Origin of the sequence: Altibacter sp. (genome assembly GCF_019913785.1) — a bacterium.
GTDB lineage: Bacteria > Bacteroidota > Bacteroidia > Flavobacteriales > Flavobacteriaceae > Altibacter.
This window is the reverse complement of sequence record NZ_JAIOHK010000016.1, coordinates 16,619-41,461: the sequence shown is the minus strand read 5'-3', so window position 1 is coordinate 41,461 and position 24,843 is coordinate 16,619. Positions and strand designations below refer to the sequence as shown.

General features: G+C 40.7%; 16 protein-coding genes and 2 tRNA genes. 6 read left to right on the top strand and 12 right to left on the bottom strand.

The window, feature by feature from the left end:
- Positions 1 to 91: 91 nt before the first annotated feature.
- Entirely contained in the window at positions 92 to 3,985 is a 3,894-nt protein-coding gene (porU, locus tag K8F54_RS02335; RefSeq protein ID WP_290786494.1) for a type IX secretion system sortase PorU, read from the bottom strand.
- A 211-nt stretch (positions 3,986 to 4,196) separates the two neighbouring features.
- Here porU and gldJ point away from each other — a divergent pair, with 211 nt between their 5' ends.
- From gldJ to K8F54_RS02320, 3 genes are all read left to right on the top strand, one after another.
- On the top strand, positions 4,197 to 5,873 hold the full coding sequence (gene gldJ, locus K8F54_RS02330; RefSeq protein WP_290786491.1) for a gliding motility lipoprotein GldJ: 1,677 nt from the start codon (positions 4,197 to 4,199) through the stop codon (positions 5,871 to 5,873).
- A gap of 74 nt (positions 5,874 to 5,947) precedes the next feature.
- On the top strand, positions 5,948 to 7,228 hold the full coding sequence (gene murF, locus K8F54_RS02325) for a UDP-N-acetylmuramoyl-tripeptide--D-alanyl-D-alanine ligase (RefSeq protein WP_290786488.1): 1,281 nt from the start codon (positions 5,948 to 5,950) through the stop codon (positions 7,226 to 7,228).
- Positions 7,229 to 7,616: 388 nt separating this feature from the next.
- Entirely contained in the window at positions 7,617 to 8,027 is a 411-nt protein-coding gene (locus tag K8F54_RS02320) for a YtxH domain-containing protein (protein WP_290786485.1), read from the top strand.
- Between the two features lie 774 nt (positions 8,028 to 8,801).
- Here K8F54_RS02320 and K8F54_RS02315 read toward each other — a convergent pair.
- From K8F54_RS02315 to K8F54_RS02270, 10 genes are all read right to left on the bottom strand, one after another.
- Positions 8,802 to 8,876, bottom strand: a tRNA-Val gene (locus K8F54_RS02315).
- A gap of 288 nt (positions 8,877 to 9,164) precedes the next feature.
- A tRNA-Val gene (locus K8F54_RS02310) sits at positions 9,165 to 9,239 on the bottom strand.
- Positions 9,240 to 9,303: 64 nt separating this feature from the next.
- Positions 9,304 to 10,521 (bottom strand): folylpolyglutamate synthase/dihydrofolate synthase family protein, encoded by a 1,218-nt coding sequence (locus K8F54_RS02305; RefSeq protein WP_290786499.1) that lies wholly within the window; start codon positions 10,519 to 10,521, stop codon positions 9,304 to 9,306.
- Positions 10,522 to 10,529: 8 nt separating this feature from the next.
- Positions 10,530 to 13,022, bottom strand: coding sequence for a T9SS type A sorting domain-containing protein (locus tag K8F54_RS02300; RefSeq protein WP_290786483.1), 2,493 nt, complete (start codon positions 13,020 to 13,022; stop codon positions 10,530 to 10,532).
- 58 nt (positions 13,023 to 13,080) lie between these two features.
- Complete coding sequence (locus tag K8F54_RS02295; protein WP_290786481.1) at positions 13,081 to 13,902, bottom strand: energy transducer TonB; 822 nt, start codon at positions 13,900 to 13,902, stop codon at positions 13,081 to 13,083.
- Between the two features lie 149 nt (positions 13,903 to 14,051).
- Positions 14,052 to 14,444, bottom strand: coding sequence for a biopolymer transporter ExbD (locus tag K8F54_RS02290; RefSeq protein ID WP_290786478.1), 393 nt, complete (start codon positions 14,442 to 14,444; stop codon positions 14,052 to 14,054).
- Positions 14,444 to 15,145 carry a MotA/TolQ/ExbB proton channel family protein gene (locus K8F54_RS02285; RefSeq protein ID WP_290786476.1) on the bottom strand — a complete coding sequence of 234 codons (702 nt, stop codon included), beginning with the start codon at positions 15,143 to 15,145 and terminating at the stop codon, positions 14,444 to 14,446. Before K8F54_RS02285 ends, K8F54_RS02290 begins: the two co-directional genes overlap by 1 nt.
- Positions 15,146 to 15,192: 47 nt before the next feature.
- On the bottom strand, positions 15,193 to 16,572 hold the full coding sequence (gene nhaD / locus K8F54_RS02280; RefSeq protein ID WP_290786473.1) for a sodium:proton antiporter NhaD: 1,380 nt from the start codon (positions 16,570 to 16,572) through the stop codon (positions 15,193 to 15,195).
- Positions 16,573 to 16,600: 28 nt separating this feature from the next.
- Complete coding sequence (locus tag K8F54_RS02275) at positions 16,601 to 17,827, bottom strand: Glu/Leu/Phe/Val dehydrogenase dimerization domain-containing protein (protein WP_290786471.1); 1,227 nt, start codon at positions 17,825 to 17,827, stop codon at positions 16,601 to 16,603.
- A gap of 67 nt (positions 17,828 to 17,894) precedes the next feature.
- Complete coding sequence (locus tag K8F54_RS02270; RefSeq protein WP_290786469.1) at positions 17,895 to 18,959, bottom strand: anhydro-N-acetylmuramic acid kinase; 1,065 nt, start codon at positions 18,957 to 18,959, stop codon at positions 17,895 to 17,897.
- 181 nt (positions 18,960 to 19,140) lie between these two features.
- Here K8F54_RS02270 and K8F54_RS02265 point away from each other — a divergent pair, with 181 nt between their 5' ends.
- Positions 19,141 to 20,283 carry an acyl-CoA dehydrogenase family protein gene (locus tag K8F54_RS02265; protein WP_290786466.1) on the top strand — a complete coding sequence of 381 codons (1,143 nt, stop codon included), beginning with the start codon at positions 19,141 to 19,143 and terminating at the stop codon, positions 20,281 to 20,283.
- A 333-nt stretch (positions 20,284 to 20,616) separates the two neighbouring features.
- Here the strand turns inward: K8F54_RS02265 and K8F54_RS02260 are convergent, their stop codons facing one another.
- Positions 20,617 to 22,503: a putative porin gene (locus K8F54_RS02260; RefSeq protein ID WP_290786463.1), complete on the bottom strand. Its 1,887-nt coding sequence runs from the start codon at positions 22,501 to 22,503 to the stop codon at positions 20,617 to 20,619.
- A 109-nt stretch (positions 22,504 to 22,612) separates the two neighbouring features.
- Here K8F54_RS02260 and K8F54_RS02255 point away from each other — a divergent pair, with 109 nt between their 5' ends.
- A complete protein-coding gene (locus K8F54_RS02255; protein WP_290786461.1) occupies positions 22,613 to 23,212 on the top strand; it encodes a ribonuclease HII in 600 nt (199 codons plus the stop codon).
- A 128-nt stretch (positions 23,213 to 23,340) separates the two neighbouring features.
- Entirely contained in the window at positions 23,341 to 24,720 is a 1,380-nt protein-coding gene (locus tag K8F54_RS02250) for a hypothetical protein (protein WP_290786458.1), read from the top strand.
- Positions 24,721 to 24,843: the final 123 nt, after the last annotated feature.

The window sequence follows — 24,843 nt, the reverse complement described above, 5'->3', positions numbered from 1 at the left end:
GCTGAAATATTAAAGGTGATTAAACCAACCAATATTGGTATAAGAATTTTCTTCATGAGGTATAAATTTTGACAAATATAAATTTTAAATTTTAAAGGATAACCAGTTTTTCATATTTTTCAACTCGCTGGTTGGTTAACGTAGATTTCACTGTTATCTTATATACATAGACTCCTTTTCCAATTTTATCTCCAAAATCGTCCAGCCCATTCCACACTATTTCACGGGATAAAAACCCATCTGTATTTACAATTTGGTTTTGTGTCCAAACCACTTTTCCGGTTACGGTAAATACCTGCACCTGTACTTCAAGGGGTTCGAAAGGGCGATTGTGATTAAACCAAAATTCGGTGTAATTCACAAACGGATTGGGGTAATTTAAAACACGTGTAATCTCCAATTTGTCATCACCAGCCACAATAAATTGAATATCAGCAGTTGATGAATTATTATAGACATCCCAAGCCTTAAAGGTAAGGGTATGTAAGCCTTCTTCCAGATCCCTTAATCTGTAGGAAGCCTTTCCTTTCGTAAAATCATCCACCTCGGCTTGGTAGTATTCGTTTACTACAAAGGGGTTGGATTCATCTCCATCCAAAATGGCGATCATATCATGGCCAATACCACTTGCCGTGTTTATTCCATTTTCGTCCTCCAATTTTGCAATAAGAATTGGCGAATCATTGGTAATCCCACCTGAAACAAAACTCTCGTCATTCATAAAAAGTTGGATCAACGGGCCTTGATTGTCTTCCGGAGCGTTTTCATTGAGGCCACCAACTTTAATATCCAAATTAAATCCCGTTTGATCATCGAGCACATTATCCCGTTGCGCATAAAAACTAACCCTGCCGTTGTCTACAGGAATTTGGGCATCCCGTGGCACCACAAATTCAAATTCAAAAGTACCATTGGTAACGGTGGCTTGCCCGTTAAACAATATTTCTCCAAGTGTAATAAAATCCATTATTAACAAATTCCCATTTGAATCTCGTATCCCATCATTCCCGAGAGTCCGTCGCTGCACATTTTTGTCAAACACCTTTGCCTCCAACACGCCGGAATAATCACTTAATAAAGTTCCAAACTCATCTACCACTTCACCTGCCATAGTAACGCGGCCTAATGCTTTAAGCGTATCGGTGGCCTGTGAAATAGGCGTTCCATTTAATGTAGTCAATCTAATTTTCTGTTTTGGAAAGGCCAAATGCATGGCTGGATCTCCTACATAAAAAATCACACGTCGATTGTCATCGCTAATCTGATTTTTGGAAATACGCAAGGCTTCCGCAGGGGTTTTTGGAATATTTTGTCCAAATCCGAATAATTCAGACGCAAGTACAATATTAAATTCAACTCCTAGTGAAACATTAATAGATCTTGTTGTAGTTACCAAAGCAATTGCCCCTCCTTCCTTATTCCAATAGGTAAGTTCCCCCGCTGTGATACGTAACGGATTGTCAAATTTGGTAAATTCGCACGTAACAGTAACAACGCAAGGGAAATTATCTTTATTCTTTAAGTCCTTTGCAACTTCTTTTGAATAAATAAATTCTTTCGCCAAACCGTCTTCCCCTCCATGACCAAAATACGTTACTATAAGGGCTCCAACTTCAATGGCATTCTTAATGGCATCATTAACTTCGGGATATCGGTTCCCGCCGGCAGAAGTTTCCTGTTGATAGGCGTCGGTATGTATTTTCTTTACATTTACAAAAGGTTTCTCTTGTGAAATCTGATCTCCTAAATTGTCAAGATTTACTTGCAATGCGCCAAATTCATACACGGCATCGACGTCATCAGAAATTAGCACGAAGTTATTCCGCCAATTTCCGTACGACGACTTCGATAAATAGTTTTCAATTTTATCGACCATTTGGTTGGCAAGCAACACATTGTCGACTACAATTCTTCCTACAGCAACATCCAACCTGTCGATATCCATAAGATTATCACCTGTTATCGGATCCGGTACTTCACCGCCAATAGTTCCTTCATTGTCATCAACACTTCCAAAAAAATCATCAGACATAAAAGAAGATAGACTGTTGTGGCTTAATAGTCTATGAAATGTGGGCAGTGTATTGTTATTATCCGAAAGCCTATTTTTATAGTCCACCGAAGTATCTCCAAAAAGACATAGATATTGTAAGCGATTCTCTGTGGAGGATGCATTATTATACACATACCGCACCAGATTCCTAATGGCACTGATGTCCTGTTTACCCGAGCTAAACTCCTCGTAAATCTTATCGGTCGTTACAACCTTCACATGCAGTCCGCTTAGGTTCTTATGAAGATTCGCCAATCGTAAAGCGGGTTGTATGAGAAAGGGAGGTGTTATTATTAGATAATCTATATCTTTAAAATTACCGGTTTCATCATTAAAAATAGTTCCCTTTATATCTTGGTTTACCACTTGAGTTTGATTGCTCTTAACCGGTATAAAATAATCATTCGGGTTGATAGCAACATATTGGCGCAGCTCCCCCATATTGGCTTTAAAAGAAAAGGAACCGGCACCATTCGAATTTGCTTTTGCTGAAATGGCACCCGTATTGGTAACATCCCATACTTGAGAAATTTGTGAGGCATTTCCAATTTGATATTCCCCCACACCCGAAAGAACGGCTGAATTCTTATAGCGAAATAGTAACTGTTCTCCGGAGCCTGTTAATCGGCGAAGCGCCTCAACACTTATATAATCCAAATAACCAATGCTTGAAGGATTGCCTCCGTTGTTATAGGTGAGATCCACCGATACGGTTTCCCCAGATGCCGGGATTACCACCGCATTTGAAGTTCTGAAGTCTCTAGTCGAAAACAATTGTGTTCCGCCGATCGTTGAAAACACAATTGGGTTTACGGCAGCTCCATTTATAGAGATCGCCATGGATGTATTGGTCTCGGAAGCCGCAGCGACCTTTATCGCAATATTTAAGGGTTCACCCGAAATGATATTAGGAAACCCAAACTCGAACGATTGTTCGTTTTCAATATCAAATCGGTTGCCATACCATCTTCTTCCTACTTTTCCGGGGCTATCTTCGTTTTGTTCGTGGTATTTATAATCGTGAAACCGATCAATAACATGATCGGGAGCCTGTGAGGGCTCATTCATGGTTTGCACTCGCAATCCGGGAGAATCGCCCACTGTAATATAATAGAAGGCCTCATCTGCATATGGATTTTCATGGGTATCATTTTGAAAATCATATCCAAGGGTACTTATACCATAAAAAAGTATATAATCCCCGGTATCCAAAGAACCATCTTCTTCTCCTATTACTTGTATGGCATTTTCCGGCAGATCCAGAAAGGTAGTCTCTCTATTCAAAAGCGGCAACGACTTGCCTCCATGACCATAAATCTTAATATTTCTGGCATTGATTCCATCCACATTCATCCCTAAGTCCTGCAAAAAACTTCGGTCAATTCGGTGAACGCCTGTTTTTTCAACCTTAAACTTATACCAATTCCCCGTTGCCAATACTGAATTTGTGATCGGCATGCTACCCGCAGAAGAATTCCCATTTTTATAAGTATATGCTACCGAAAAAGAAAGTACTTTTTTATATTGTCCATTGCTCTTTACAATAGGTGTAATGGTAACGAGGGTATAAATAATATCGCGTGCTTTCGAGCTCCCAATACTATATGTAAGCTTCGTGGGAACTACGCTTTTATTAATTTTTTTTAATTCTTCGGAAGTAAGGGAAGCGTACTTGACATTCGTGACCTCCAACGAATTTTCATTAGCAAAACCGGTATCTTCCCATTGAGAGCGGAAACTAATTTTTGAATCTGTTATTGAAAGATTTAGCTTATCTAGGGCCTTCTCACGCGAGAACGCACTATTTTTTTCAGAATCTTTTGAAAAATTTGTTGAAGATGGGCCCCAATCAATTCTAATGTCTTTATTTTGCGCAAGTAAATTTAGAGGAAGCGCAATAATATATGCTAAAAGTAAAATTCTTTTCATCATAACTAGTAACGCTTCAAATATACACTTAGTATGGTTGTTTTTTCAAACTTTTCGATAATTAGGTGTATATATAATATTTACGAAAGTAATACGTTAAGAATACGGTCGGTGTTGAGTCACCGAACCTTGTGGCATATTAATATTTAAAATATTATTGTGCTTTTATCGTTAATTGTTATATTGCGAACCCAATTTTTTCATATTTGAAACTATGAACTTTAGAAAAAACCTAGCATTACAGCTATTTATTGCAGTAGTTGCAACTTCCTTATTTATAAGTTGTAACAAATCTAGAGACTACAAGAACAGCTCCAGAGCTACCGGATGGAAGATGAACTCCAAAGAAGGAGGATTTCAGTATAATCCAAAAGCAAAAGAACAGGAAACCGGCCCCGGTTTAGTGTTTATTGAAGGCGGAACGTACACCATGGGTAGAGTGCAGGATGACCCAATGCACGACTGGAACAATTCCCCCAACCAACAGCACATTCAATCCTTTTATATGGATGAAACCGAAGTGACCAACCTTATGTACATGGAGTACTTAGATTGGATCAAACAGGTTTTCCCTCCATCCGATGAGAATTATCGCCGTATTTATGACGGCGCTGTACCAGATACTTTGGTATGGAGAAATCGTTTGGGTTATAACGAAGTGATGACCAATAACTATTTACGCCACCCTGCTTATGCCGACTATCCTGTTGTAGGAGTTAGCTGGGTACAGGCAGTTGAATTTAGTAATTGGAGAACAGATCGTGTGAACGAACTAATCCTAGAAGAAGAAGGAATTACCACCAGAAATGCACGCTACGAAGTAGAGGCCGGTGAAACCTTTAGTACTGAAACCTATCTGAATTCACCAACACTAACCTACGGAGGTAACGATTCCATTACCCGAGGCGGTAAAAGATCCGAATCACTTGCAAAAAGAAGTAAAGACAGTACCAATTTATACGTTCAAAGAAAAGACGGATTACTCATGCCGGATTATCGTCTACCAACCGAATCGGAGTGGGAATATGCGGCACTAGGACTGGTAGGACTACGTAGCTATAACGTATATAGAGGTAGAAAAAAATATCCATGGGACGGTCAATACACCCGATCTGGAAAAAGAAGATCACGTGGGGATCAATTGGCTAACTTCAAACAAGGTGATGGAGATTATGGCGGAATTGCAGGCTGGAGTGACGATGGAGCCGATATTACTGCACAAGTAAAGTCATACGAGCCAAACGACTATGGGCTTTATGATATGGCCGGAAACGTAGCCGAATGGGTTGCCGATGTGTATCGACCTATCGTTGATGATGAATTCAATGACTTTAACTACTATCGTGGAAACGTATATACAAAGAACGCGATTGATAAGGATGGAAAAGTAAAAATTGTCACGGCCGATTCGATCGTTTACGATACGTTAAGCAATGGTAAAATTGTTGCTAGAAACTTACCGGGAGAGATCTTACAGGTTCCGGTAGACGAAGCAGAAACCTATTTAAGAACCAATTTCTCAGAAAGTGACAATCGTGATTATCGCGATGGTGACAAACGTTCTACACGATACTTCTCAACATTTGGTGACGACTCAGAATCTGAAGTTGAAGATTCCAAACGTATGTACAATTCTCCTCAACATCAAGTTTTTGCAGATAGTACCGGTAATTTGGATCGTCAATATGATAAATCAACCAAGAGAACAACCTTGGTAGATAATCAAGTGCGCGTGTATAAAGGAGGTTCATGGAGAGACAGGGATTACTGGTTAGATCCAGCCCAACGACGTTATTTTCCACAAGATATGTCTACCGACTATATTGGCTTTAGATGTGCCATGTCGCGTGTAGGTTCAAAATCTAAAAAAGGTAAACGACCAAGAAATTAAATAGTTATAGTTTCAAATATAAAAAGCCCTTTTGAATTCGTTTCAAGAGGGCTTTTTTAGTATTTTTAATTTGTATGAAAATTGAATTATTACATCGCCATTTCTTGGAAAGCACAGGTGTTTGTACAGACACCCGTAAAATAATCCGAGGATGCCTTTTTTTTTGTCTGAAAGGAGACAATTTCAACGGTAATAAATTTGCTCAAGAGGCCTTGGATAAAGGAGCCTATAAAGTTATTATTGATGAATTACAGTACCACAAAAATACCGGAGAGACCATCCTTTCAAAAAGCGCCCTCTCCCTACTTCAGAAATTAGCATCCTATCACAGACAACAACTAAAATTGCCTATTATCGCCTTAACGGGAAGCAACGGTAAAACAACAACCAAAGAGCTCATAAACGCAGTCTTGTCGCAAAAGTTTGAAACAGTTGCCACACAGGGGAATCTAAACAATCATATAGGGGTGCCACTTACCCTTCTATCGATGAAAGAAACAACAAAAATGGGTATCGTGGAAATGGGCGCCAATCATTTAAAAGAAATCGAACAACTTTGTGCCATTGCCTATCCTGATTATGGCTATATCACCAATTTCGGAAAAGCGCATCTAGAAGGTTTCGGCAGTATACAAGGCGTGATTCAAGGAAAAACCGAATTGTATAAGCACCTGCAAACGCATCGAAAAATGGTTTTTGTCAACGCCAATGATGCCGTACAAATGCAATATTCAAAAGGGATAAAGCGCTGGACCTTCGGTAATGAACAACAGGACTGTTACATTCAGCTAAAAGATGCCACCAATAAGCTTCTTGTTACATATAATGGCGTACAAATACAAAGTAACCTTATTGGCATTTATAACTTTCACAATATAGCTGCCGCAATTGCAATGGGAGAATACTTTAAAGTCCCAGTCGAAAAAATTAAAAAAGCAATTGAGCAATACACGCCTACTAATAACAGATCGCAATTACTTGAAAAAGGTGCGCATTCAATTATTTTAGATGCCTATAATGCCAATCCAACGAGCATGATGGCTGCGATTGAAAATTTTAAGCAGGCTGCAGGGAAGCATAAGGTATTGTTCTTAGGAGATATGTTCGAATTAGGTGAAGAAGCCGAAGCCGAACACCAACATATTACATCCTATTTAGACGCGAACCCCATAGGCAAAACCTTTTTAATAGGCAGTAATTTCTATAAAACCAAAACGGAGGCCGGGCATATTACCAAAATGGAATCGTTTGAAGCGCTTCAAGCCCATTTGAACCGGCATTCCCTAAAAGACAGTTTTATTCTCATAAAAGCCTCCCGAGGGATGGCCCTAGAGCGTATTTTGGAGTTACTTTAAGGAATTAATTTGAGTAAGTGGGCATAGAAAAGTGTAATTACAAAACAAGCCAGTCTTTTATTTCATAATAGAATTAACGAATTCCATCACTTTTAACATACATTTTTGTTAAATGCCCTTCTCTAAGGTTAAACCTAGTTAATTACAATGAATATCTACATTATCATGTTATATTGAAGAGGAACAACAGTTCTTTCACTAAGAAGAGGAACAACAGTTCTTTCACTAAGATGAACAGAAAGATGTAAATAGAGAAGAAATCGATATTCCTTCTTCATATAAACCCCACCCATAAAAAATCAATTTCATATTTAAAATGAAGCTGATAGTAATAGGAAATAACAAATAAAGAGTACAACACCTCTTTGTTGAAAGTGAATTTTCACAGGTGAAAAAGAAAAATCAATTATTAATTTTTAAAATCATAAATAAAATGTCAAATAACAATCAAAATTTAATTGCAGGACTTTTAAGTGGAGCGGCGATCGGCTTAGCCATTGGGATACTATACGCACCAGATAAAGGTTCAAAAACAAGAAAGAAGATAAAAAGAAAGGCTAATCAAGCCAAAGACAAGGTTGTTCACTCGGCTCAAGACATAAAAGACAACATGATAGATAAGGCACAAGAATGGCAACATCAATTGGCTGAAAGGCTAAAAAAAGGTGCTACCGTAGAGGAAGAACTTGACAATCTTGTCACTAGCGTGGGATCTAAAACAGATGATGTGATTACAGCATTGGAAAAGAAACTGGCTGAGCTTAAAAAGAAGAATCGTAAAGTCGCTTTAAACAAATAAAAACCGCTATGAATCTTTTAAAGACTTTTAGTAAAGCTATAAATAATAGTGCGTCTTTAACCCAGGAATATACCGACCAGGAACTGGAATATCTTAAATTAAAGGTGTTTTACCATCTGGCAAAGATTTCGGTTGGGCTTGTTAAAAAACTCGTGCTTGGAATCGTATTCTTGTTATTTTTCTTTTTCTGTTCCATCGCACTATCACTTTACCTTGGGGCAGTAATTGGTAGCACTCCAATAGGCTTTTTAATAACAGCAGGAATATACCTAGTTATAGGCCTTATAATGTACATTCGCCGACATGGAATAGAAAAGTACGTCGTGAAAAAACTATCATCCAACTATTTTCAGATATGAGAAATTATAATTCATTAAAAGAAATAGCTTTCGACTTAAAAAAAGTTGATCTAAGGCGTCAAATTGCCAAGGAAGAGCTGATACTCAGTTATAATAATATAGGTTACAAGCTCACTAATAATATCATTACCAATACTTTATTAAAAACAGGAAAAACCTTAATTACTGGTTTCATTATGAAGCGGATTTTGTAAAGAGAAATCTTTGAATATACAGCAAATTTTGTTTTTATCGTTCTAGACGATAAAGAATTACCTGCGGTGATCCAGATAAAAACCACTACTGCAAATAGAAAATACAGCATATTGCACATGCTGTTATTTTTTAATTTCCTACGAATCTATAAAACTTCGTTTTCCGATTTCTCGGAAATTAAAAAATCCATTCGCCCTGCGAATGGATTTTCTGCTTGATGTGGGTCATACTGGATTCGAACCAGTGACTTCCACGTTGTCGACGTGACACTCTGAACCAACTGAGTTAATGACCCGGAAGACGCAAATATACTATAAAACCGTAATCAGAAACAAGTATTTTCTTATAGAATACTTTCCAGTTTCCTTGTTTCAAACCACTCCTTCAAGCCAAAGGCTTGGGGTTCTCGAAATATCCAATGGGATTACTTCCGTGATCCCTATGATGAAACCACTTCTGCAAATACAATCCCATGCGCTATGCGCATTGTGATTTTTGTTTACTCAAACCCTTCAAGCCAAAGCTTGGGGTTCTCGAAAACAAAAATCCCGATGAGAATTTCTCATCGGGATGGTGCTTGATGTGGGCAATGAGGGATTCGAACCCCCGACCCCCTCGGTGTAAACGAGGTGCTCTGAACCAACTGAGCTAATTGCCCTACTTGTTAGCGGTTGCAAATATAGGCTAGTTTTTAATACTCGCAAACAATTATTTCAAAAAAATCATAAAACTTCTGCAACCACAAACGTACTTCCCCCCACATAAATAAAGTCATCTTTGCCTGCAATTTTAAGTGCCGCTTTATAAGCCTTTTTTACAGTGACAAACACCTCACCATATAATTGATGGTCAGCTGCTTTTAAAGCTAGTTCATTCGCATCTAATCCCCGTGGAACGTTCGGTTTACAAAAATAATAAAGAGCGCTTTTCGGAAACAGCGGCAACAGCAGTTCTAGGTCCTTATCATTGACGGCTCCCAAAACAATATGCAGGTCTTTAAAAGATTCTTGTGCAATCTGTTCAAACACCACAGCGAGCCCTTCCTTATTATGTGCCGTATCACAAATGACCTTTGGATGTTCCTGCAATTGCTGCCAACGTCCCAACAATCCGGTATTTTTTACTACCTTTTTCAGGCCTTCTTTTATAGCCTTTTCTGAAAGCTTCCATCCGCTGTTTTTTAAGAGCCGCAATGTTGTCAATACCGTCCTTCTATTCTTCTGCTGATAATTTCCCAGTAAATCTGAAGTATACACCCCATGATCCATCATTTCCGCAAAAATGATCGCGGCCTTTTTCTCCTTGGCGATTTTTAAAAAAACGGCTTTCGTTTCTGGAACCGATTCACCAATAACAACCTGCACCCCCGTTTTTATAATTCCGGCCTTTTCCGAAGCAATCTCTGCCAAAGTTGAACCCAAGAATTGCGTATGGTCCATTCCTATATTTGTTATGACGGAAACCTCCGGACTGATAATATTCGTACTGTCCAATCTGCCTCCCATTCCTACTTCAATAACCGCAATATCCACCTGTTCCTTTCGAAAATAATCGAATGCCAAACCTACGGTCATTTCGAAAAATGAAAGTTCATTTTTTTCAAAAAACAACTTGTGTTTTGTTACGAACGTCGAAACCATCCGCTTTGGAATTACTTCCCCGTTAATTTTTATACGCTCCCGAAAATCCTTCAGATGGGGCGACGTATATAGGCCTACCTTGTATCCTGCTTCCTGAAGCACGGAAGCCAGCATATGACTTGTAGATCCCTTGCCATTGGTTCCGGCGACGTGAATGGTTTTAAAATGATGTTCGGGATGTGCTAGATAATCGGTTAACAACAATGTATTGGAAAGGTCTGCTTTGTAGGCAGCACTTCCCACACGCTGGTACATGGGTAATTGTGCAAATAACCACGCTATGGTATCGGAATAGTTTATGACTTATCCTATTTTATGAGTAACCTTTTTGTAGCCTGCTTTTTCCCCTGCTCGATCTTAACAAAATACACTCCCTGAGGCAGCTGAGAAATGTTTATGGTAAAAGTGCTATTGGGTTCTGAAAAATATTGCATAAGTACTCTTCTACCTAATTGATCGAATATGACAACCGCCGTATTCGCCGAACTTTTTGGAAGTTTAATATGTACCATTTCCGAAGCCGGATTAGGATATACGACAACTTCAGTTTTAAATAAATCTTCTTGAGTTCCTAAAACCACACCCGAGATATCCAATTTATAACTGGAACGACCATAGGTTCCGGCATATAGATATTGTGTTCCTTCATGCAGGCACAAATCGTTTACTACTACCGAGGGCATATTTTCTCCTAGCACTTCCCAGCCAAAACCTTGATTTCCGGAGGCAAGCACCCCAATATCGGTTCCAAGGTAGAGATTACCGTGCATGTCTTGTTCAATATCGTTTATAGGAATATCTGGTAAATTGGTCGTAATATTACTCCAAGAGGCTCCATTATTGATACTTCGGTAGACATGTCCATCATCTTCCCCATAACGATACCCAGAAAATGTGACATAGACCGAATTGATATCATCGCGAGACGCTAATACCTTGGTAACCCATCGGTTTGGCAAGGCAGTGGAAATATTGGTCCAATTGGCACCCCCGTCTTGCGTGACCCATACATTGCCATCGTCTGTACCTACATAAATAGTATCTGTATGAATTGGTGAGACACTAATACTGGTAATGGTACCAAAAGTGAGATTACCACCACCACTACCATTGGTAAGATCAGGACTAATAGCATTCCACGAAGATGCCCCGTCTGTAGATTTATAGAGCTGATTTGCTCCAAAATATAGAATTTGTGAGTTTATAGGGTCTAGAACAAGGGGTGCATTCCAATTATTTCGGGCACCTAATCCATTTACTACCGTTGAAAAATTTGCGCCATTATCAATAGATTTATAGACATTTCCATATTGAGACATCGTATAAATAATATTGGTATTTGTGGGGTCCACCAAAGGTTGAAACCCATCACCTCCGGTAAGAAAATCCCAATTGCCTATATCTCCGGTGGTGGTTCTTTGCGTTCCGTTGTCCTGATAACCACCATACACTTTATCCGCATTTTGAGCGTCTACGTGAATTCTGTAAAATTGGGTAATGGGCAATGAATTATCTTTTACGTAACTATTTCCGCCATTACTACTTTTGTACATTCCTCCATCATTACCCAAAAGTACTTGCCCTGGCACCGAAGCATTAAATGCAATGGCGTGCTGGTCTACGTGTACATTTGTAAATGTTGACGACCAGGAGGCTCCTCCGTTGGTCGATTTATAATTGTCGAATCCTGAATAATAAATAGTGTTCTCATTGGTTGGGTCTATAAATAACCCCCCAAACCACCACTCATAGGAGGCACTGCTAATATCACCTGAATTTACTTCTGTCCATGAATCTCCTCCATTGGTTGTTTTATATATACCTTCAATTCCGGTTTGATCTGTGAAATGGACATACAAAACATTCGGGTTCGACTGCGAAATATCGATACTAATACGTCCTAATACAGACCCCGCTGCTGGCAGACCATTGGTTAAAACAGTCCAAGTATCTCCTCCGTCGACAGAGCGATAAAGTCGTGAAGTTTCTCCAAAGTACTGATTTCTATTGGGCCTTCTCACGCGTTCCCAACTCGCGGCATACACAATATCCCCATTGGTCGGATGGATTGCCATATCGATCACTCCGGTTGAATCGCTTACAAATAATTTTTGTTCCCAGGTATCTCCATCGTCTGTCGATCTGTACACACCTCTATTGCTATCATTTCTGAACAAGGGTCCCATTGCACCAATCAGGATCGTATTGTCGTCGTTAGGGTCAAGCACTATTTTTCCTATGCTACCTACATCCGGAAGTCCTTTCACCTGCCATGTGAGTCCGCCATCGATACTTTTATAGATCCCATCACCATCGTAAGCCAAAGATCCTCCTCCAGCATTCACCTCTCCGGTACCTACCCAAACAATATCAGTATCGTTTTTGGAAATTTCTATATCGCCTATCGACAAGAATTCTTGTTCATCGAAAATAGGCTGCCAAGTAGCACCGGCATTGGTGGTTTTAAAAACCCCTCCGGAGGCTGCCCCTACATAGTACGTTTGTGCCTGGTCTATTGGAATTTCGATATCGGTAATACGCCCACCAACGTTAGTGGGTCCTGCAAATTCCCATAAAAGGCCTCCGCTGGTATGTTCTGCCACATTTTTTTTCCACTGAATGGCCTCGGAATAGGCATTGGTTTTGATCTCACCTGTTGGATAGGCACGTTGCATAAACATATAGTCGTGCGGGAATTTCTCAACGGTTTCTGAAGAATTTTCAGCTAGCTCCTTTTTAGTAGTTGACGTACATCCCATCACTAAAAAGCCAAGCAAACAAAGTAGGTAATAACGAATCATAGCTTCTTGTTTAAGAAGCCTAAAGATACTGAAAAATGTCTTGAATTAAGTTCCTAAGCTACTGTGAAAGTGTAAAACGGTAGATGATCTTTCCAATCTGTTTTGCAGGCGCCTTGTCGTCACTGTTGAATCGAGTTGCCAAAGCGGCACGCTTCGCCGGCTCCAAAAGGCATTTTGAGTTGTTGGTTGTACCACGAACTCCGGCCGTAGCACTGATCACTTTCCCATTGCGATCCACCTCTATACTCACAACTACAGTCCCGGCCTCATTACAGTCTTGAACAAATTTTTCTTTATTCAACGCCTTTCTTCCACCGAGCAGGTAGTTTCCATCACCATCTAATCCTTTTCCCGTTCCGTAATAACTACTCGCGTTAGGATCTCCGTTAGGATTGCCTTTATCACCCGGTGTATCGTCATTTCCTTCGCCTCCTTTTTGTGTGCCATCGCTTTTGGGACCATTGATCAAGCTGGAAAGCGCATCACTGGTAGATTTATCGGGTTTTGGGTCCGGTTTTTTTGGAGGATCCTTCTTAGGTTCTACTTTTTTTGGCGTCACGTTTTGTTGTTTCTTGGTTTCTTCCTGTTTAATCACCGGGGCATCCTCCTTGTCCTGTGTAACGACTTCTTCTTTTATTTCGGACTTGGGTTGGGTGACCGGCTCTGCCTCGGCTTGTTTGGGCGCCGATTTGATCGCTTCGGTGGGTTGGATGTTACCCGTACCGGTATCTGTAGTTCCAAAATTCACTGCAATACCTCGTTCCAAGGGTGGATCTAAATAGGTCATCCCTACATAAAATAGCAGAATCAGGATAATCACGTGAAGAATCACCGTGATGGTCATGCTTTTTCTTTTATGTGAGGTATCTAAGAGTTGCAAGGTTTGAAATTATAATTTAAAATAATATAACATTTAGTGTGCCAGATTGCGTTAAGGATTGAGGCAAGCTACCCCGCCTTTGCTGGTTGGCTTCAGGTGGGCAGGCGTGTAGCGCTGAAAGCCTGACCCCGCAACCGCGGGGGAACGCCCTAATTGGGCCTAACCGCCAAGACGACCTTATAATTATTTTTATTGGCGATGTCCATCACGAAGACAGCATCTTCGATTGGGACTCCCTCTTCGGCGCGCAAAATAATGGTGGGCTCTTTTTGTCCCGCCAAGGCGATTTTAAGTTCTTTCTCTATACTGTATTCTGAAACGCGTTCCTTATTTACGTAATATGCCCCATCCTTTGTAATACTTACCGAAGCTTTCTGAACATTGGAACTCTTTCCTTTGGCCTTTGGCAAAATAAGGTCTAGTGCATCCGGGGTGATAGCAGGTGAGGTCAGCAAGAAAAACACCAACAACAGAAATACGATGTCTGTCATGGAGCTCATGCTAAATTCGGCACTTACTTTATTTCTTCCGCGTAAATTCATTAGGCAGGTTCGTTTAACATATCTAAAAAGTCGACCGCTGTGGCTTCCATTTGATGCACCACCTTATCGGTTCTTACAACTATATGATTATAGCCCATATAGGCGATAATCCCGACGATTAATCCCGCGACTGTGGTGGTCATTGCTGTGTAAATTCCTTCGGCCAATGATCCCATTTCTGCCTGTCCACTGCTTGTTGCCAATTGATGAAAGGCCAATACCATTCCGATTACAGTACCTAAAAATCCAATCATAGGGGCGGCTCCGGCGATGGTGGCTAAAATACTTACATTCTTTTCCAATTTATAGACTTCCAGTCGGCCGGCATTTTCGATAGCGGTATTGATATCTTCCAAAGGGCTTCCAATTCGGGAGATCCCTTTTTCAGTCAACCGGGAAACCGGGCTATTTTGTTGGGCACAAAGCACTTTTGCTGCTTGGATGTTTCCTCCGGCAACGTGATCACGTATTTGATTCATAAAATTGCTATCCATTTTGGAAGCTGCTTTTATGGCAAAGACCCGTTCGAAATAGATATAGACTGCAACGAATAGTAGGATAAAGAGGACACCAATGATCACTTGGCCTCCCACACCGCCATTCATAAGCAGTTCCATTATTGAAAGTGTTTTTTCGGTGACTTCAGGTTCTAATTCCTGAATAGCAGGATCTACACCCTCTTGCATTAAGAAGTTTAGCATAGGTACGTTTGATTTTAATGAATAACGGGATTCGTTTCTAGAAATTGTTACGCATGGTGAAATATAACTCGCTCAATCAACAGAAAGACTCCTGCACCGGCAGCAAAGCCAATAAATGCTAACCAGGCTACCTTTTTAAGGTACCAGATAAAGTCGATTCTTTCCATTCCCATGGCGGCAACTCCTGCTGCGGAACCAATGATTAACATACTTCCTCCTGTTCCGGCAGAATAGGCTATAAAGTGCCATAATACCGAGTCGGTAGGTGATTCGAACATTCCAATGGAGGCAGCCACCAGCGGTACGTTATCGATAATGGCAGAAAGTACTCCTAGCAGCATTACAACCACATCCAGATTAGGGATGGCTTCTCGCAATACTTCGGCCAAATAACGCAGGGTTCCTACTTCTTCTCCATGTACGACTCCGTATACCAGACTTTCTAATCCGGCTACTGCCATAAGAATACCGAGGAAAAATAAGATGCTGGAGATTTCGATACGAGATAAGGCTTTGTGAGCCGAATACAAATGACGTCGTTCTTTACTGAAGTCTTCTTCGGGATGTATGTATTCAGAAACCAACCAAACAACACCTAATGCAAGCATCATTCCCATATATGGAGGCAGGTGCGTAAGCGTTTTAAAGACGGGTACCGAAACGATCATTCCCAGACCTAAAAATAACATGGTGCGGCTACTCAATAATTTTTCAGCTTCCATATCTTCTTCGGCATCTACTTCAATATTCCCTCTAAAGGGTTTTAAATAACTAGCAACGAAGAAAGGCAATATAAAGCAAACGATCGAAGGAATTACAACAAACTCAATAAGTCCGGCTGCCGTAACCTTATTGGCAATCCAAAGCATCGTCGTGGTGACATCACCAATGGGTGACCATGCTCCCCCGGCATTCGCGGCAATGACCACCATGGCCGCATACCAGATTCTATCTTCTCTTGTGTGAATTAATTTTCGCAGTAAAGTAACCAAGACAATCGTAGCTGTTAAATTGTCTATGATAGCAGAAAGGAAAAAAGCTAATATTCCTATTATCCATAGCAACTTTTTCTTACTTTTTGTTTTTACAGCTCCTTTTAATACTTCAAAACCTCGATGTAAATCGATAATTTCGACGATTGTCATGGCCCCAATCAAGAAAATTAGGATTTCGGCGGTTTTTCCTAAATGATGCAACAGGGTTCCATTGAAACCTTCTTCGGCATGTTCGCCTCCTTTCAGAAAATTAAAGGCTTGCTCCTCTGTATTTATCACATCGAACCAGCCACTATAGAATCCCACAGCCAAAACAGCCCATATCAAAGCCGCCATTATCAAAGCCGGAACGGTTTTATCCAATTTTAACGGATGCTCTAACGTGATTGAAAGGTATCCTATAATAAATATTAAAATGATGATTGATTCCATAGGTAGTGAGATTCTTTAAACGAAGCTTCTAAATTAACTGTTTTAAAGCAATTTCGAAAGCAGTTCTACTAATGTTTGTTTTTGTACTGTTGTTATCGAAGGTATTCTGAATAGCATTTTTTATAGTCATGGAGGTGTCGTTAAAAATGGCCTCATCGGTCATTTGTACTTTGCGCTCCATAAAATAGGCAAAGACACGTGCCATTCCGCAGTTACTTATAAAATCCGGGATAAGGCTAACGCGCTCATCGGTATACTCCATAATGGGTCCGAAGAATATTTCTTTATCGGCAAAAGGCACGTTTGCACCACAGCTTATCACTTCCAATCCCGTTTCCATCATCGAAGCAATTTGTTCTTTCGTAATCAATCGAGATGCCGCACAAGGTGCGAATATTTCACATTCCAGCGTCCATATTTTATGATTGATCTCTTCAAAAGACAACATGTTTTCGGCCATCAGTTTATTGCCGTCCTTCACCAAAAACAAGCGTCTCATATCTTCAAATGAAAATCCATCCTGTTTTATAATTCCACCGGTTCTGTCGATAATTCCTACTACCTTAGCTCCCATTTGAGATAGATAATAGGCCGCAGATGATCCCACATTCCCAAATCCCTGAACCACAGCTCGTTTCCCTTGCACACTTCCGCCGTAAATATCGTAGTAATGACGCACAGCTTCCGCTACGCCGTATCCGGTAATCATATCGGCTACGGTATATTTTCGTGAGACATCTGGTGAATAATGGTTATTTTCCAAGACTTTGATCACCCCTTGACGTAATTGCCCAATACGATTGATCTTATCGGCTTCGGTAGGTGTAAAATGGCCAGTAAAAACACCTTCTTGAGGATGCCACACCCCGCTTTGCTCCGTAATCGGAATTACCTCGTGTATTTCATCTACATTTAGATCGCCTCCTGTTCCGTAATACGCTTTCAATAATGGAGACACTGCCTTATACCAACGTTCCAAAACTCCTTTTTTACGAGGATCATGCGGGTCGAAATTGATGCCCGATTTGGCTCCACCAATGGCTGGGCCTGAAACGGTAAATTTCACTTCCATGGTTTTAGCCAGCGACAAAACTTCATTCATATCTAAGCCCTGACGCATACGCGTGCCTCCTCCGGCCGCACCGCCACGTAGTGAATTGATTACGGTCCAACCTTCGGCTTCGGTTTCGGGGTCATTCCAATGGAAAACTATTTCGGGATCTTTATTTTCGTACTTTTTAAGTAGTTCCTTCATTCAATCGCGTAGTTAAGGGAGCAAATATAAAAAATTGAAGAAGGCTTTGTAATATTTTAGGTTTATTTTATGGAAAGTATATAATTCCGCAGGAATGATCTTTCTGCGCACCTGTCACACTTGACAAACAATTTACCTCATTGCGAAGTTTTAATACCCCGAGTAATCCGAAGATCAGGGCTTCTTTAAACTCTATTATTTCGGGAGTTGGACGAATTAATCGCATGTTTTTTATTGTCTGAATTCTGGAAATAAGATAGTCGTTATAAGCTCCGCCACCGGTAACCAATACGGAAACACCTTCCCGACACCGATCTGCAATCTGCATTGCGATATGCTCTGTACAGGTTGACAGGATATCCATGTTCGATAGTCCTGAGTCATTCAACAGTGGAAATATAAACTCCTTTACCCATTCCAATCCGAGGGATTTTGGAGGTGCTATTTTATAGTAGGGAAGCGAATTTAATTGTCGTAGCAATGCAGGGTTTACTATGCCTTGAGCTGCCAACTCCCCCCCTTCATCATAAGGTTTTCCTAATTTTTCGGCAAAGGGATTTAGCACTATATTTACAGGACAGATATCGTGCGCGATTCTATTTCCGTTCATTTCCGAAGAAACATTGGCAAAGCCACCCAGATTGAGACAATGGTCGTACTCCCCAAAAAGCAATCGATCTCCAATAGGCACCAAGGGCGCTCCTTGTCCACCCAAGGCCACATCCTGAACTCTAAAATCGCACACCACAGTTTGACGAATCCGTGTGGCTAATTCGGGAAGATTTCCAATCTGAAGGGTAATTCCCTGATCTGGTCGATGTAAAATGGTATGCCCGTGACTGCAAACGGCGTCGAGACCTTGTATACCCTGTTTTTTTATAAATGCTGAAATAACCTCAGCAAGAAATTGGGTGTACGTTGAATTGAGCTGTTGTAGCTCAGCTTCGGAAAAAGAAATAGCTTCTTTTAGCCTGCTTTTCCAAGAATCGGAATATGCAATGGTTTCGGCATGAAGAATTTTAAAATCCCAAACTTGGTCTTCAGAAAGAGAAAAAGCGAGTTCGGCAACGTCGATACCATCCAAGGAGGTACCGCTCATTACACCGAGAATATGATAGTTATTTTTGCTCAAACTTCAGAATATTTCTAGGAATTAAAAGTACTATTCAATTATTAAAAATTCGAAATGATACTTGTTAAGTTTTTAATCTTGCAAAGATTGTTATCTATTTTGGAATTTGGTATTTGAGTTTTCTTATTTTTAGGGGTATCTTTGCAGCACTTTGTAAACTACAATTAACCCGTACCCTATTATGGATTTTAGCCTTTCTGAAGAACACATAATGATCCGAGATGCAGCGCGTGACTTTGCGAGAACCGAATTACTCCCAGGTGTGATCGAACGCGATAACCTGCAGAAATTTCCAACCGAACAGGTGAAGAAAATGGGTGAATTAGGTTTTTTAGGCATGATGGTAGATCCAAAGTACGGCGGAGGCGGTATGGACACGGTTTCTTATGTGTTGGCGATGGAAGAGCTCAGCAAGATTGATGCCTCGGCTTCGGTAGTAGTTTCAGTAAATAACTCCCTTGTGTGCTATGGTTTGCAGGCATACGGAAGTGAAGACCAAAAACAAAAATATCTGACAAAACTCGCCACGGGTGAGTCCATCGGGGCCTTTTGTTTGAGCGAACCGGAGGCGGGAAGTGATGCCACTTCGCAAAAAACCACGGCCATAGACATGGGCGACCACTATATACTGAATGGCACCAAGAACTGGATCACCAACGGAGGAACCGCTGATTATTATTTGGTCATTGCACAAACAGATAAAGAAAAGGGACATAAAGGAATTAACGCCCTAATTGTTGAAAAAGGCTGGGACGGATTCGAAATTGGCCCGAAGGAAGACAAGTTAGGAATTCGAGGCAGTGATACCCACTCTCTTATCTTTAACGATGTGAAAGTTCCTAAAGAAAATAGAATTGGCGCGGATGGTTTCGGATTTACATTTGCCATGAAAACCTTGAGTGGTGGGCGAATAGGTATTGCCGCCCAGGCTTTGGGAATTGCAGCCGGGGCTTACGATCTGGCCCGTGAATATTCTAAAGTGCGAAAGGCATTCGGCACCGAAATATGTAACCATCAAGCGATTGCCTTTAAATTGGCCGATATGCATACCTCCATTGAAGCGGCTCGTCATCTCGTGATGAAGGCTGCCTGGGATAAGGATCAAGGAAAAGATTATACCATGAGTGGTGCTATGGCAAAATTATATGCTTCGCAAGTCGCTATGGACGTTACCGTAGAGGCGGTGCAGGTTCATGGCGGAAACGGTTATGTAAAAGAATACCATGTGGAACGCTTAATGCGGGATGCCAAAATCACGCAGATCTACGAGGGTACCAGTGAGATCCAAAAAATTGTAATTTCGAGAGGGTTGTTGCGGGATTAGTATAGACACCGTGTCAAGCACTTCGCGACAAAAAATACACTCCCTTGTCATTCTGACGAAAGTCAGAATCTATGTGACCTTAGAAGTAACAGGAATGATGGACGCCGTGTCAAGCACGGCGTGACAAATCAAGGAAGAGAAAAAAAAGAGACGCTGCACCAAGCACGGCGTGACAAGAAACACACTCCCTTGTCATTCTGACGAAAGTCAGAATCTATGTGACCTTAGAAGTGACAGGAATGATGGACGCCGTATCAAGTACGGCGTGACAAAAAACACTTTTCAAGTACAGCGTGACATACCCTTGTCTTTCCGTGCTTGACACGGAAACCACTATAAAAAGAAATCCCACACCAGTCCGAAGCGGATCACAGGATCGCGATATGGGTAGCCCGGTGCCGAAAAATAATCGTTTTTACTCGTAAATAGCGAATTGATATGCTCGTATTTGAAGTAGATACGGGTTTGTTTGACCTTTGCATTGAAGAATAGGTCTATTAGCGGAAAACCTCCCAATTCCTGATCGTTCTGTACATAAAATTCGGCTAAGACCGGGTCGTAGGCATTCATATGGTATTTTGTAAAATACTTCACATTGATCCCTGTTTGTAGAAAAAGTGCTCTCTTAAACAGGTGATCTTGAAAATATAAGGACTGCCGCGTGACCAATTGAGGAACGTTGAATACTTCTTCTCCACTCACCGTCTGCTGAAACAGTACGGTATTCATTAAGGCGAATTTTCTGTACCGTATTTCTTTTTCGACCTTTATTTTCAAATAATCTACCCGATCACCGAATTGATGCGGTGTAGGCGTAGAATCGTTCGCTTTGACTGCAAAATAGGCGTAATCATCGATTCCCGTATAGCTTACCGTAGCATCGAGAAGTTTCTTTGATTTCAATTCAAATTTCAATTCCTGCGTCTTGACATTCTCTAAGCTGTTTTGCCAATTGTAATTCACATAATCGCTTTGATAGAGTAAAAAATTAAAGTTGGGCGCCACGGAATGAATTGTAAGTGAAGCCTCGGCTTTATTATCCTTGTCTAAGGCAAAAGAAGCCGCTCCCTGCAAGTAATTTCCATCAAAATCCCCGGAGACGTTGATAGCTCCTTTCCCTGAAAGTTCAAAACCGCGATACTGCTTTTTATAGGTAGCACCTGCCTCAATTTGAGTCCCTTTTAGTCTATTGGTGATGCGCCCTTCATCAAGGATCAATACCGAATTGTACCCATAGTTATAATCTGTATACCCTACAAATCCGGTGAGGCTCCCCAAAATCGAATTGTCAAAACGGGTGTACACCTTAGCTCGAAAATCTTCCAGTTTTACCTTTGTATTTAGGTCGGAAGCTTCATACGATGCCCCAAATCCATTAAACGGAGCCTTTTGTTGGTAACGGTAGAATTTATCTTCATAGCTAATACTATTTCCAATTGCGACCACCGAATAATTGAGACTGTCTTTTTTTGAAATGAGTTCGTACTCGTGATCGCCATAAAACCGCAATCCCTCCAATTTATTCTCACCATCTTCAAAATTCACATCCAATCGACCACGGTCTTGAAACTCGGGATCGTCGTTTGTAAACAATACTGTTGAGTTTGCAGTAAGTCCGCCATTTTCTTCATTAAAAACATCCTGCGCGGCCAGATGCGCCCTTAGATTGTAGCGTTTACTTTTGTTGTGATAGTTGGTTGTAAATCTAAAATTACCCGTACTGGTTTTAATATTCTGATATGCCCCAAGGGACCGAACTCCCTTATAGGCCAACGAAAAATTAAATTGTTCGGAAGTATTTATCGTAAAGAATGCATCCAGTTGTTGTCCTTGTTCAAATGCCGTTTTAAAGTAAATATTGGTCCAGGGAGTAGGTACATGATAATAATTCATGTCCTCGGCGTCCAAATAATTATGATGATGTGATTGTGCCGCAAACAGGGGTAACAAATTCAATTTGTCGAAGTTGTAGGCCAGTGTATTGTAGGTTTGTCCCACATTCGAAAAAGAAAGTAATTCAAACGCATCTTTTCGAAGGTAATTAAATCGATATTCCTTCTCAATAGAAAGCGTGGTATCCACATAGGTGGTATCACGCGCTGCCGAAATGATCTTATACAGATCAATTGGTGGCTTTTCAACTTTCTCGGTGGGATCATTTTGCGGAAACACAACTGCCGAAGCACTTAAAAAGAGAAGTAGCAAAAGAGTGTGTTTCATTGGAATTTATCTTTCGTCACAAAGGTATATTTTTAAACGGAAATGACGATATCCGATTTACGATATAAGATCAGGATTTGAGATTTTTAAAATTTGTACCTTGCTTCTCATGCTGAAATTAAAAATACATGCGCATCTATTGGAGTGTGGCACCGATGAAGCCGGGCGAGGCTGTCTCGCCGGGCCTGTTACAGCGGCTGCGGTAGTTCTGCCCGATGATTTTAGCCATCCTTTTTTAACCGATTCCAAGCAGCTTTCAGAAAAAAAAAGAATGGCGCTTCGAGAAATCATAGAGGCAGAAGCTGTTTCTTTCGGAGTTACACATGTCCAGATGGATGAAATTGATCAATTAAATATCTTGAACGCCTCCATCTTGGGAATGCACCGTTCCATCGAGCAACTTTCCAAAACCCCTGAATTTATTGCTATTGACGGAAACCGATTTAAACCATATTACAAGGTGCCTTACGAATGTGTGGTCAAAGGAGATGGTAAGTATCTACATATTGCCGCGGCCTCTATTTTGGCTAAAACCTACCGCGACGCCTATATGGAAAAGCTACACGAAGAATTTCCAATGTATAACTGGAAACAAAATAAAGGCTATCCTACAGCCGAACACCGAGAAGCTATTCGGAAATTTGGCCCAAGTCCCTATCATCGCAAGAGTTTCAGGTTACTACCCGAACAATTAAAACTCAATTTATAACAACAAGCCATCTAACCATTCAACGGCCCGATATTCCGCTCAACATCAAAAAACTCCCGCTCGCCATTTATTGTTTTAATAAATAAAGAAGTCGGCCTAGCTTTATAATTCAACTTAAAAAATGAATTATGAAAACAAGACTATTTTTACTTTTACTAGCCATCTCGACATTCACATTGAAAGCTGCAGATATTCACGTGCCTGCTGACTATGCTACCATTCAGGAAGCCATTGATGCTGCGAGTTCGGGAGATGTTATTATTGTAGCGAATGGCACCTATTTTGAAAATATTGATTTTCTAGGAAAAGACATCACGGTAACTAGTAATTATGCTACCTCAGGTGATATCAACGATATATACAATACGGTTATCGATGGGAGCCAACCTACCGATCCGGATATTGGAAGTTGCGTAAGTTTTAAGACGGGGGAAACCAACGATTCTATTTTACAAGGATTTACAATCACAGGTGGTTCTGGAACCAAAACATATAATCCGGCCGATGACGCTTATTTCAGAACCGGAGGTGGAATTTTGATAAATCAGACATCGCCCACAATCAAAAACAACATTATTAAAGAGAACCACTGTATTGCTGAAACCGGAGTTACTGGAGCCGGAGGTGGAGGAATTCGTATGGGTTTCGGGCAGCCTATTATTACTAATAATGTTATTTCTTATAATTCGGGTGGCTACGCCGGCGGAGTAATGATCGCGTATTGTGAAGGCGCTACCATTAAAAATAACTTGATTGCTTTTAACGTCGCAACCGGATCCTTCAATGGTGGCGGAGGTGTCTACGTAGACTGGGAGCCGGTCACTCTTGAGAACAATACCATTGTAAATAATCATTCCGGTGACAAAGGAGGTGCAATTATTACTACAGGAACCACCACCGTAATTATTAATTGCATTATATATGGAAATACGGCCACCAATGCGTTTCCACAAATTTTTAAGCGTTATGGCGGAAATGCAAATCTCACATATACCAATATTGAAGGCGGCTTTGACGGCGACGGCAATGAAGACGGCATGATTACAGACGACCCGCTGTTTGACAATCAAGGTAGCTTTTTATTAAGTGCTTCCTCCCCCTGTATTGACGCAGGGCATCCTGGAACTGAATACAACGATGTGGAGGATCCCGGTTCACCGGGTAATGCCTTATTTCCCGCGCAGGGAACTACGAGAAACGATATGGGTGCCTACGGAGGTCAAGGCGCAGAAGATTTTTTGTCAATTTTGGAGCACGCACCCCTAGAAGGAATTAAAATCTCATGCGCGAATCCTTATCAAAATGAAGGCGTTTTAATACACGCTTCTGAAAACGGTCGTCTGCGTATGCAAGCCTACAGTTTTGAAGGAAAACTTATCTTGAATTCAGAAGAAATTATAATTAACAAAGGAGATAATACCATTCCCCTTGTCCTGCATTCATCGGCCTTTATACTTTTTCAAGATCAAAATGGAAACAAGACCGTCTTGAAAATAATTAAAAAATAGATTTTATGATTTTAAGACAAATCATTTACTTTTAACTGATGTTAAAAAATAAATGGTTCATAAAAACAATAAGGGCTTTACTTATAGGAAGTATTAGCTCTTTTGTTTTTTGTCCTACCTGCT

Excerpts from the sequence above, each read along its gene's own strand:
- porU (WP_290786494.1), bottom strand. The coding sequence starts at position 3,985 with ATGATGAAAAGAATTTTACTTTTAGCATATATTATTGCGCTTCCTCTA.
- gldJ (WP_290786491.1), top strand. The coding sequence starts at position 4,197 with ATGAACTTTAGAAAAAACCTAGCATTACAGCTATTTATTGCAGTAGTT.
- murF (WP_290786488.1), top strand. The coding sequence starts at position 5,948 with ATGAAAATTGAATTATTACATCGCCATTTCTTGGAAAGCACAGGTGTT.
- K8F54_RS02300 (WP_290786483.1), bottom strand. The coding sequence starts at position 13,022 with ATGATTCGTTATTACCTACTTTGTTTGCTTGGCTTTTTAGTGATGGGA.
- K8F54_RS02290 (WP_290786478.1), bottom strand. The coding sequence starts at position 14,444 with ATGAATTTACGCGGAAGAAATAAAGTAAGTGCCGAATTTAGCATGAGC.
- K8F54_RS02285 (WP_290786476.1), bottom strand. The coding sequence starts at position 15,145 with ATGCTAAACTTCTTAATGCAAGAGGGTGTAGATCCTGCTATTCAGGAA.
- nhaD (WP_290786473.1), bottom strand. The coding sequence starts at position 16,572 with ATGGAATCAATCATCATTTTAATATTTATTATAGGATACCTTTCAATC.
- K8F54_RS02275 (WP_290786471.1), bottom strand. The coding sequence starts at position 17,827 with ATGAAGGAACTACTTAAAAAGTACGAAAATAAAGATCCCGAAATAGTT.
- K8F54_RS02265 (WP_290786466.1), top strand. The coding sequence starts at position 19,141 with ATGGATTTTAGCCTTTCTGAAGAACACATAATGATCCGAGATGCAGCG.
- K8F54_RS02260 (WP_290786463.1), bottom strand. The coding sequence starts at position 22,503 with ATGAAACACACTCTTTTGCTACTTCTCTTTTTAAGTGCTTCGGCAGTT.
- K8F54_RS02255 (WP_290786461.1), top strand. The coding sequence starts at position 22,613 with ATGCTGAAATTAAAAATACATGCGCATCTATTGGAGTGTGGCACCGAT.
- K8F54_RS02250 (WP_290786458.1), top strand. The coding sequence starts at position 23,341 with ATGAAAACAAGACTATTTTTACTTTTACTAGCCATCTCGACATTCACA.